We start from the raw sequence: 10,316 nt of genomic DNA on the forward strand, positions 1-10,316 counted from the left end.
TCCATGAAGATTTCCAGAATTTCTTCGTCGAGCTCATCCTCAACTTCTACATCCTTGGCAAAATCATCCTCTTTCACCTGAGGCTCGTCTGCACCCAGCGGAACAGTTACTCAAATTTCGATTTGTGGCGTGTCAAAAGGCATCGGCTGAGACCTTATCGGGCAGGTGGCGCTGAATGGTTTCAAAGAGGCGTTGCTTGCGAATGGGCTTGCTCAAGTAGGCATTCATGCCCGATGCAATGCACTTTTCGGCGGCGCCCTCAAGTGCGTGAGCGGTCAGGGCAATGATAGGCAGGGTGCTGTGTTTGGCGATGCTGCGAATGGATCGTGTGCAGGTGTAGCCGTCCATGATGGGAAGTCCGCAATCCATGAGCAGCAGGTCATAATTTCTCTGTTCGATCTTGTTCAGGGCATCGGCACCGTCCGGAGCCACATCCACCTGATAACCCTCCCGCTCGAGCATGAGGCGGATGATCTTCTGGTTCACCGCATTATCCTCGACCAGCAGCAGGGAGTAGAGATGGGGTGGCTTCTTTTGACTGCGTGGTGCTGTTTTCACATCGTCACCTGCAGTTGGCTTGGGAAACGCCAGTCGCAGGGTAAAGCACGTGCCTTCACCCTCACGACTTTCGAAATCGAGTTTTCCATTCATCAGGGTGATGATCTTCTGGCTGATTGCCAATCCGAGTCCCGTTCCCTCGTAGCGTCGCGCCTGCGAACTGTCAGCCTGGCTGAAAACTTCAAACAGGTGCTGGTGAAAGCTTCGTGGAATACCGATGCCAGTGTCCTGAACCTGAATCGTCACCTGGCATTTTGCATCATCGGGTTCCAGTAGAAGGCGCAGGCACACTTCCCCCTGATCGGTGAATTTGATACCGTTGCCGATGAGGTTGGTCAGCACCTGGACCAAACGGTTGGGGTCGAAACAGAGCACAACGGGAGCTTGTGCATCGCATTCGAAGCGTAGATTGATTCCCTTGCGTTCGGCGAGGGAACGCAGGGATTCGAGAACGTCGCGGCAAGTGGAGACGATGTCGCGGGACTCGACCATCAGGTTGGTTCGCCCCACTTCCAATTTGGAAAAATCAAGAATATCATTGATCAGTGCCAGCAGCGAGCGCGTGCTCTTGCGAATGATGCCGAGCAGCTGGTTTTGCTCCGCATTGAGTGGTGTGTCTTCGAGCAATTCGCTGGCCCCGAAGATTCCGTTCATGGGGGTGCGGATTTCGTGACTCATGATGGCCAGGAAATCTGCTTTTGCCTTCGCTGAGGCCTCCGCCTGGTTTTTGGCAATCTGGAGTTCCTGCGTGCGTGTGGCTACCATGTTTTCAAAATGAAACAATGTGCTGAGGTGGTTGAGGAAATAGTAGCAAAACCAGAGGATGATCAAAAATCCACCCGCAATGGCGAGCACCGAGGCATTGGAGAGGTTGCGCTTGTAGTAGGCATCGTCGGCAAGCAGGGTGAACTGCCAGGTGCGCTTACAGACCTCAAGTGTGCTCCGGATCACATAGAGATCCGTCCCCTCCACGCTTTCGATGTAGGCCTTGGATTCTTCCTCACCGAGAATACCACGGGGACCAATCGCGGAAAAGAAGCGTTCGGATGCATCCGTGACATCGTGCAGTTTGACGATGATGTCGTCATCCCGGATGTTTTGCCAGGCCCTTGCGAGCACGTCACTGATGTTGTAGGCGACGCTCATGACGCTGAAGCTTGACTGTTGCGGATCCACTTCAGGATCAAAGCGTGCACTGGGGTGATAGATGACCAGTCCCTTTTCGTCGTTGGTGCTCTGAACCAACTTGAGCGGAGGGGTGATTTGCGGTTCTCCGGTTTCGAGCAACTGCTGCATCACTGCATGCACCGGAGCATGGCTGAGCAGATCGAGTCCGAGCACTTTTTCGTTGCCCTGGATCGGATGAACCAGGGTGATCGGCAGGTAAAACGCTGCAGGACCCATCGGGAGCATACCGTTCTCACCTTGACGGGTGATTGGCACCGGACGCTGGTAGAGGGTTTCGAGGTGGGATTCGAAAGCTTCTCGCTGGTCATGCGGGATGAGTTTGCAGAGGTTGGCGACGCGGATGGATGGATCGTGCGAGAGCAGGGGTTCGAGGATGCGTTGGTACTGGGACAGATTGAGTTTGAGGCGGTCAGTTTCCTCCCAGGCGATATTGATCAGATTGAGGTCTTTCAACGTATCCAGCATGTTGCTTTCCACGGATTGCACCATGATCTGTTGGCGGTTCAGCAGGGTTTGGTGAATGCGCCGAATGTCCTGGTTGACCATGAAACTGTAGAGCGCCAGCATCCCAAAAATTCCGATAAATGCCCCACCTGCGACCGACCACAGCCGCCGGTTGGAAAATCCCTTGCGACTGCGCAAGCTGAACACGGCAGGAAAGGAGGCAAGGAGGGCTGCCGAGTTGCCAACGCACCAGATCAGTGCGGTGAGCGGTATGTTGCCCAAGTCCAGGCGTCCATGCACATAGATGCTCAGCGTGACCAGCAGCGCAATGACAAGGGGGATGCCGATCGCACTGCGAAGCAGCAGCAGGGGGATGGCGAAGCGGGCTACGAGTCGCTCGTGTCGGATGGCATACGATTTCAGGGAAAAATAGACCCATACCGCCTGGATCGCATTGCACGCTGCCATGGAAATCCACATCAGTGGATAGTCCGCATAGTTCACATCGCCGTGGGTGATGGCAAATTGCAGCATGGACAGCAGGCTGCCAGCGAAGATGCCAATTGCCACGACCGGACCCCAGAGCGTTACCGCAAGCAAGGCAACCGCTGCCGGAGGCCAGATGGGAAGATAGGAGATGGATTCTGTCGTGAAGGAGAGTGTCAGTAATGCAAGGATATAGTACGCAGCAGCTGCCCCGATGATTTCGAGGATTTTCCGGAAGAATGGAGAAACCGGTTTCATCAACAGCGTAGGAATGAGGAAGGCAGGTGCATGCGGAACAGGTGCATGGATCCCTTCAACAGGTCAAGTGTTTGGCATCATTGCCCACCGGATGATCGTCCAAATCGGGAAGAACTTGAGCATCGCACACGCGATCGACACTTTTCAGGGACACGATCCATCGCCAGTGCAGATTTGAGCCGCTTGCCGCATGGATGGAGTTACCACTGGATCGGTATCGTTTCAAAGCTATTGAGAAAGAATTCAATGTGTTCGTGATTGCCGACGCCTGCGGTGGAAATGCGGTAGACGAGGTTATCGCGCAGCACGATCAGAGTATTCAGCTGTGCGCTTTTGAGATAACTTTCGGACAGGGTGATGCGTGCGCGTCGGGCCGAAAACCCTCCCACGTTACGGTTCTCCTGAAAGGTAAGGGTGCCGCCATGTTCGTCAATGATGGACTGCACCGCATAGTCGAGCACCCGATTGGGGTTGCGCAGGTCGGACACTCCAGGAGGCAGGCGAGTGACTGTGATTCCATATTGGAAGGCAATGTGCCAGTATTCAAAGATGTGTACCGTAGCACTGCCCTGGGGCATCTGCATGAACTGGGTACGGTGCTTCCACTTGCCGGGAAACTTGGAGCGAAATCCAAGGGTTGGCTCCTCCACAGTGATCCATCTGTTCGGATCAAAGGCTTCAGATGCGAGGTTACCAGGATTGGCAGATTGTGAATCGCATCCCGCTTGAGACAGCAGGCAGAGCAGGGTCAGGCAAAGGAACAGAAAAGCATGGCAGTGAATGGGCGTGGAGGGATGGCGTGGACTGAAGCGCATGGAACAGACGGGATGAAGTCGCGGTACATTGCTGCCGCTGCGATAGGTTGAGAATAGGTGAATTTGCTCAAATGAGCAAGAGATTCAGCGAGGCATTCGGGGATTTTGCCTCAGTTTTTGCATGGTTTTTACAAAATCCAGCCAGTCACTGTGGGCATTTCCGAGGGGGAGCCAGGCACTCAGGGTGATGTGCAGGTTGGCCAGGGTCAGCGCGGAGGCGATGAAGGTAAGCGGCAGGGACTGATACACCAGCATCCCCAGCAGCCAGGCAGTCAATGCCACTGTCAGCGTCAGGCTCAGCAGGGGGGCGGTCAGGATGATGAGACAGGCTTGCAGCACAGACTGCACTTCGCCCTGGTAGTGAGTGGTTCCGGTGTGAGTGTGCTCCCGGTGCAGAGTGATCTCTATGCCAAACAGTGTGCCACTCAGTACTGGAGCATTTGCACCGATGTGAACTTCGACCGATGTTTTGCCGAGCAGGCGAGCGGGCAGGGCATGACCGAGTTCGTGAAGGAAAATGCAGAGCGGATAACTTGCGTGCAGCACCAGCCGAAATCCGAGAAACCCGGCAATCAGCAACAGGGGAATCCACTCGGGCGTCATGGGTGCAGCGCTAGGGTTTGACTGGTCTCTTGGAAGGTGCCCACTCAGCTCGGAGTAGCAGCTGGGAGCCGGAGGCGGGGCAGTTCTGCCAGGGCAGGGTGACGGCAGATGGTTTCGTAGATCTGCTCCGCGGACAGTCCATGCTGTTTGCGCAGTTCATCCACACTGGAGGCATGCTCCACAAAGCGGTCTGGCCAGCCAATGCGGCAGACAGGTGTGCATACATGATGATCGGAGAGCAGTTCCATCACCGCACTGCCAAAGCCACCATTGACGACCCCGTCTTCGAGCGTGACGATCAGGTTTGCGTTTTGGGCTTCAGTCAACAGCAGGCTGGAGTCAATCGGCTTGGCAAAGCGTGCGTTCACCACGCTCACCCGGATCTCATAGTGCTGTTCGAGGCGTTTGGCGATGCCACGCGCTACTTCGACCATGTCACCGAGTGCCCACAAACTGATCTCCCGTCCCTTACTCAGCAGTTCGGCCTTGCCGATGGGCAACAGTTTGGGTTCGGCCTTGATCGTTGCTCCCGTGCCACTGCCGCGCGGATAGCGGATGAAGCAGGGACCTTCATGGGCGATGCCAGTGGCAAGCATGTCACAAAGTTCGTCCTCATTGCGCGGTTGCATGAGAATGGTGTTGGGCACACAGCGCAGGTAGGCGATGTCGAAGAGGCCGTGGTGTGTTGCTCCATCGTTGGGGGAGAGTCCCGCGCGGTCCATGCAGAAGAGCACGTTGAGGTTCTGCAGGCACACATCATGAATGATCGGATCGTAGGAGCGCTGCAGGAAGGTCGAGTAGATCGCACAGACTGGCTTGAGTCCACGCGTCGCCGCTCCTGCGGCAAAGAGCACGGCGTGTTCCTCTGCGATCCCAACATCAAAATACTGGTCTTTCAGTTCATCGCGCAGGTAGCTGAGTCCGGTTCCGCTGGGCATCGCTCCGGTGATGCCGATGATGCGCGAGTCCTTGCGGGCGTGGCGCACGAGTGCGCGACCAAAGACATCCTGATAACTGGTCATGCCCGGAACCTTGCGTCCCGTTGAGCTGCCAGTCTTCACATCAAACGGACTCGTTCCGTGGAATTTTTCCGGTTCGTCAAGGGCCACGCCGCAGCCTTTACCCTTTTGCGTGATCACGTGCAGCAGCACTGGCACGTCCTGTTTTTTTGCAAATTCCAGGTATTCGGAGACGCGTTTGATGTCGTGCCCGTCAATGGGGCCGAGGTAGCGCAGGCCAAAGGTTTCAAAGACGGAGGATTCAAGGAACATGTCTTTGGTCTCGCGCATGGCCTTCCGGCCCAGGCGTCGGATGGAATCACCGCCTGGAATGTGACTGAGAAATTGGGATCCCGCATCGTTGATGCGGTTGTAGATCGGGTTTGTGATCAAGCGGTTGAGGTGGGTTGAGATCGCGCCCACGTTCTTGTCGATGGACCATTCGTTGTCGTTGAGAATGACAATCAGCCGCCGGGTGGCATTGGGAATGTTGTTGAGTGCTTCAAAGGTGATGCCGCAGGTGAAGGCTGCATCTCCACACACCGCCACCACATGTTCGTCACCTCCCATGCGGTCGCGCGCGCAGGCCATGCCCACGGCGGCAGAAAGGGCTGTGCCCGCATGCCCGGCACCGTAACTATCGTGCTCGCTCTCTTCGCGGTTGAGAAAGCCGCTCAACCCGCCGGTCAGGCGAATGTCATTGAAGCGCGCATCGTTACGCCCAGTCAGCAGCTTGTGCACATAGCCCTGGTGCGACACGTCAAAGACGAAGCGGTCCTTCGGCGTCTGAAAGACCCGGTGCAGCGCGATGGTCAGCTCGACGACGCCCAGGTTGGGGCCGAGATGACCACCATTCTGAGAGGTCACGGTGATGATCTTTTCCCTTATTTCCTGAGCCAGCACTTCGAGCTCCGCAAGGGAGAGGCCTTTCAGGTCGGCTGAGGATTGGATTTGCTCTAAAAACGACATTCCCTGATGCAGATGGATGCTTGGTAAAAAACGCTAAGACTGGACATCGATTTGCTCGAGTGCAAACCCGTCTTTGGTTTTTTCGATCTTTTGGATGCGCAGTTCGGCATCACCCAGTTGTTTGCGGCAGTGCTCCAGCAGCTCGGTGCCGCGCTCATACTGAGTGACGAGTTTTTCCAGTGGGGTATCACCCGCCTCGAGGGATTCCACAATGGATTCGAGCTGTTCCAGCGCGTCTTCAAAACTGAGTCTGGATTCGGATTCCTGGTTTGACATCGGTGTGGTTTGGTACGTGACTAGGCGTTTTGATTTGATTGAAATACAGTCAGAAGCGATCCATAGTGACGGTCAGAAACGACCTCCTCTTCTGTGGATGAAGGTTCTGTTTCTACCCATTTTTCGGCCGTCTTATCAATGTTGAATTCAATTACTATCCTATTTGGGGTTATTATTCTGGGCAAGTGGCTCACAGAATTTGTGCTCAATCGCCTGAACCGACGTCACATCCGGCATTGTCGCGGGATGATTCCCGAAGCCTTTCGGGAGGTGATGACCCAGGAGAGTTATGACAAGTCGGTCAGTTACTCACTCGACAAGTCAAAGCTGTCAGAATGGGAAGGAGTGGTGGACACGCTGCTGGTGGGAGTTTTCCTCTACATGGGTCTGTTGCCGTGGGTGTACAACTTTTTCTCGGGCTGGATTGGCGATGGCATCTGGTCCCAGAGCCTGGTGCTGCTGATGGTGATGGTATTTCTCAGCCTTTTTTCCCTGCCGATGGAGTGGTGGGAGCAGTTCAAACTGGAGAGCCGCTACGGGTTTAACAACTCCAACTGGAAGCTGTGGGTCAGCGACAAGGTCAAGGGTCTGGGGCTGACGCTGGTGATTGGGTTTCCCATGATCGTGCTGTTGCTGGCATTTTTCAGCTGGTTCCCCAAGACGTGGTGGATTTGGGGCTTTATCGCTTTTTTTGCCTTTCAACTCTTGATGGTCATCCTCTACCCGATGGTGATCATGCCGATTTTCAACAAGTTACAGCCGCTGCAGGATGGCAGTCTGAAGGACCGTCTGCTCGCACTGTCCGAGCGCACAGGGTTCCACGCGAAGACGATTCAGGTGATCGATGGCAGCAAGCGCTCGACGCACTCCAACGCATTTTTTACGGGCTTCGGCAAGTTCCGGCGCATTGTGCTCTTTGACACCCTGATCGAGCAGCTTGAGGTCAGCGAACTTGAGGCCGTACTTGCACACGAGATCGGGCACTACAAAAAGGGGCATGTGCCCAAAATGCTGATCATCTCCGCGCTCACGGGGTTGGCCGCATTTGCACTGCTCGGCTGGCTGGCAGGCAGTGCATGGTTCATCGAGTCCTTTGGCTTTTTCCGCCATGCGGAGGAAGGCGGCACGCTTTACAATCAGGTGGTTCCTTCGATCCTGCTTTTCACCATTCTCACGGGCTATGTCACCTTTTGGTTTGGCCCGTTTGGCAATACGATGTCCCGTCGCCACGAATACGAAGCCGACGCGTTTGCGAGTTCCATGATCAAGAGTCCCGAACCGCTCATCCACGCGCTGCGCAAGCTGCACGAAAAGAACCTCAGCAACCTCACTCCTCATCCGTTTTTCAGTCGCTTTTATTACTCCCATCCAACCTTGCTCGAGCGGGAGGACGCGTTGAACAGTCGCATGATGGAAGAGGTCGCGTCGCACTGATGCTGCCTTGATCGAGCTGAAACAACGTTCAAATTTCCGGGGGCGTTGGTTGCACGCACCCATGCGGGCAGTGACATCCCTCGGCATTGTGTTTGTCGTTGCGCTGTGGAGTCCGCTCGGGGGTGGGGCGGCAGAACCTCCGACTGCCATCCGCGTGCTCTCGTGGAACTTGCGCAACTATAATCTCAGCGACCGCTACCTCTACGAGCAGTACCGCAGGCAATACCCCAAGCCGGAATCGGAGAAAGCCGCGCTGCGAGCCGTGATCACTTCGCTTGCACCCGATGTTCTGTTGCTGCAGGAAGTGGGCAATGATCGCTTTTTGCGGGAACTGAGCGAGGACTTACGTCGCGAGGCAGGCCTGCAGTACAGCGCATTTGAAACCCTGCTGGCAGTAGATACCGAGCGCCGTCTGGGCGTGATGTCACGCATCCCATGGGTCCAGGTCGGCAGTGCACTGCCACCGGGAGCGAATTTTCCTTATCTGGGGGACAGGGTAGGGGTGAAGCGCGGATTGCTGCAGGTGCAGCCAGCGCTGCCCGGTGCGCCAGCACTGACGCTGCTCACCCTGCACCTCAAGAGCCGCTTCACCTCCGATGAACGGGATCCCGGCAGTGCCGAGCGCCGCGAGAAGGAGGCGCGCCTGATCCGGGATGCGCTGCGCGATCAGTTTGCAGCCGATCCCGACCGCGCCTGGGTGCTGGTAGGGGATCTCAACGATCATGCCGCCAGTCCCGCCTATGATCGCCTGACCGTGGTCAACGGTCAGCCTGTCATGCTGGAGATCCCGGTCATCGACCGCAGCGGTCTGAGTTGGACCTACCACTACGCGCGCCAGCGCCGTTACGAGCAAATTGATTTTCTCTTCGTCAGCCCCTCGCTGTACGATTCTCCCCACTGGCAGATCGAAGCGCTTATCGTGGACCACCCCCAGGTTCTGCAGGCCAGCGACCATCGCCCCATCCTCATCGATCTGCGCTGGATACCCTGAGCACCATCCGCAACCCCATCGCCCAATCGCCACCCCGTTCTCGTTGGATCTTCTCTCATGGCGATGTCCCCTATCGTGCGTAGGGCTCCCGCTCGCCGCGAGCCGCCGTTCCATCCCGCCACACCCTCCCCAAGCGATCAGTTCCCCGTAGCGGAATTTGGAAAAATTTCGACTCCTGGATACTCGAAAACCTCAACGGTTCCACCTTTCCCAGTAACAGGTTCAAGAACCACCTACAAAAAACCTGTTGCGCTCAGCGCATCCTGCTGGACTGGCCCCGCCAGTCCATCCAGTGAAGCACATCTGAACGATGTTCCAACTTCAGCAGCGCGTCAGCCATCTCCAACACAGAGCCAGCCTTCGCCATCAACCTGCATCTACTTGAAATTTAACAAATGCACCTGCGGTGCCCATATGACTTTGGTCCAGCCAAAGTCCCATATTTTCTGGGAAACAGAATTTCAATTCTGAACTAGCGAAAGGTTAAAGGCTTCGCCATCAGGTATTTCTCATTCGCCATCGCAGCTCCGCTGCACCCCTCATCATCTGAGAAATCTGGGCAATCTGTGGTTCAAATTCTATCTTTCTAAACCACAGATTTCGTAGAAAACACAGATAGAATTGAGTCGAGTCCCATCGCCCATAACCCAATACCGTTCTCATGGATCTTCTCTCATGGTGATTTTCCTATCTTACGTAGGGCTCGCGCTCGCCGGGAGCCGCCGTTCCATCCCGCCACGCCCTCCCCAAGCGATCAGTTCCCCGTAGCGGAATTTGGAAAAATTTCGCCCCCTGGACACTCAAAAACCTCATCGGTTCGATCTTTCCCTTTAACAGGTTCAAGACCCACCCACAAAAAACCTGCTGCGCGCAGCGCATCCTGTTGGGCTGGCCCCGCCAGTCCATCCAGTGAAGCACAGCTGAACGATGTTCCAACTCACAGCAGTGCGTCAGCCTTGCCAGGCAAGACCGATATTGAAAGAACCGAACTACGACATTTACTAACCACAAGGTGTCAACTTTTGATCAGGACGAGAGACCTGTCCCATAACCTATCGCCTATAACCTATAACCACCCAATCCAACACCGTTCGTCCTACGGACTCTCTTGATCCGGCTTCGCCGGAGCAGGATACACGTCGTCTCTCCGTGTAGCAGGTTCAAAAACAATCTCTTTTGTTCCGATAGGGGTAGGGATGGCTCATTGAGTTGAGCCACCCCTCCCTCCGAACCGGACGTGCGGATCTCCCGCATCCGGCTCTCCAGTCAGTGGTTTGCTCTTCGTAGAGACTGGAT

Annotated in this window: 7 protein-coding genes; 2 read left to right on the forward strand and 5 right to left on the reverse strand. The window is 55.6% G+C overall.

Features of this window, described 5'->3' with window-relative positions:
• Nucleotides 1-132: 132 nt before the first annotated feature.
• The 5 genes from ABQ298_03300 to xseB all read right to left on the reverse strand — a co-directional run bounded on the left by ABQ298_03300 (nt 133) and on the right by xseB (nt 6,595).
• Nucleotides 133-2,934 (reverse strand): ATP-binding protein, encoded by a 2,802-nt coding sequence (locus ABQ298_03300; GenBank protein MEQ9823388.1) that lies wholly within the window; start codon nt 2,932-2,934, stop codon nt 133-135.
• A 200-nt stretch (nt 2,935-3,134) separates the two neighbouring features.
• On the reverse strand, nt 3,135-3,749 hold the full coding sequence (locus ABQ298_03305) for a hypothetical protein (protein MEQ9823389.1): 615 nt from the start codon (nt 3,747-3,749) through the stop codon (nt 3,135-3,137).
• A gap of 84 nt (nt 3,750-3,833) precedes the next feature.
• Nucleotides 3,834-4,352, reverse strand: coding sequence for a hypothetical protein (locus tag ABQ298_03310; GenBank protein ID MEQ9823390.1), 519 nt, complete (start codon nt 4,350-4,352; stop codon nt 3,834-3,836).
• 44 nt (nt 4,353-4,396) lie between these two features.
• The gene (dxs, locus tag ABQ298_03315; protein MEQ9823391.1) at nt 4,397-6,319 is read right to left on the reverse strand and encodes a 1-deoxy-D-xylulose-5-phosphate synthase; all 1,923 of its coding nucleotides are present in this window, start codon (nt 6,317-6,319) and stop codon (nt 4,397-4,399) included.
• A gap of 33 nt (nt 6,320-6,352) precedes the next feature.
• The gene (gene xseB, locus ABQ298_03320) at nt 6,353-6,595 is read right to left on the reverse strand and encodes an exodeoxyribonuclease VII small subunit (protein MEQ9823392.1); all 243 of its coding nucleotides are present in this window, start codon (nt 6,593-6,595) and stop codon (nt 6,353-6,355) included.
• Nucleotides 6,596-6,733: 138 nt separating this feature from the next.
• On the opposite strand from xseB, the gene ABQ298_03325 reads away from it, so the two are divergent.
• Together ABQ298_03325 and ABQ298_03330 are read left to right on the forward strand one after the other, a co-directional pair.
• Complete coding sequence (locus tag ABQ298_03325; protein ID MEQ9823393.1) at nt 6,734-8,029, forward strand: M48 family metallopeptidase; 1,296 nt, start codon at nt 6,734-6,736, stop codon at nt 8,027-8,029.
• A 61-nt stretch (nt 8,030-8,090) separates the two neighbouring features.
• On the forward strand, nt 8,091-9,020 hold the full coding sequence (locus ABQ298_03330; GenBank protein ID MEQ9823394.1) for an endonuclease/exonuclease/phosphatase family protein: 930 nt from the start codon (nt 8,091-8,093) through the stop codon (nt 9,018-9,020).
• Nucleotides 9,021-10,316: the final 1,296 nt, after the last annotated feature.

The sequence above is a fragment of the Puniceicoccaceae bacterium genome (assembly GCA_040224245.1).
In the GTDB taxonomy this organism is placed as follows: domain Bacteria; phylum Verrucomicrobiota; class Verrucomicrobiia; order Opitutales; family JAFGAQ01; genus JAKSBQ01.

Coding starts and splice junctions, on each gene's coding strand:
- ABQ298_03300 (MEQ9823388.1), bottom strand. CDS start 2,934: ATGAAACCGGTTTCTCCATTCTTCCGGAAAATCCTCGAAATCATCGGG.
- ABQ298_03305 (MEQ9823389.1), bottom strand. CDS start 3,749: ATGCGCTTCAGTCCACGCCATCCCTCCACGCCCATTCACTGCCATGCT.
- ABQ298_03310 (MEQ9823390.1), bottom strand. CDS start 4,352: ATGACGCCCGAGTGGATTCCCCTGTTGCTGATTGCCGGGTTTCTCGGA.
- dxs (MEQ9823391.1), bottom strand. CDS start 6,319: ATGTCGTTTTTAGAGCAAATCCAATCCTCAGCCGACCTGAAAGGCCTC.
- xseB (MEQ9823392.1), bottom strand. CDS start 6,595: ATGTCAAACCAGGAATCCGAATCCAGACTCAGTTTTGAAGACGCGCTG.
- ABQ298_03325 (MEQ9823393.1), top strand. CDS start 6,734: ATGTTGAATTCAATTACTATCCTATTTGGGGTTATTATTCTGGGCAAG.
- ABQ298_03330 (MEQ9823394.1), top strand. CDS start 8,091: ATGCGGGCAGTGACATCCCTCGGCATTGTGTTTGTCGTTGCGCTGTGG.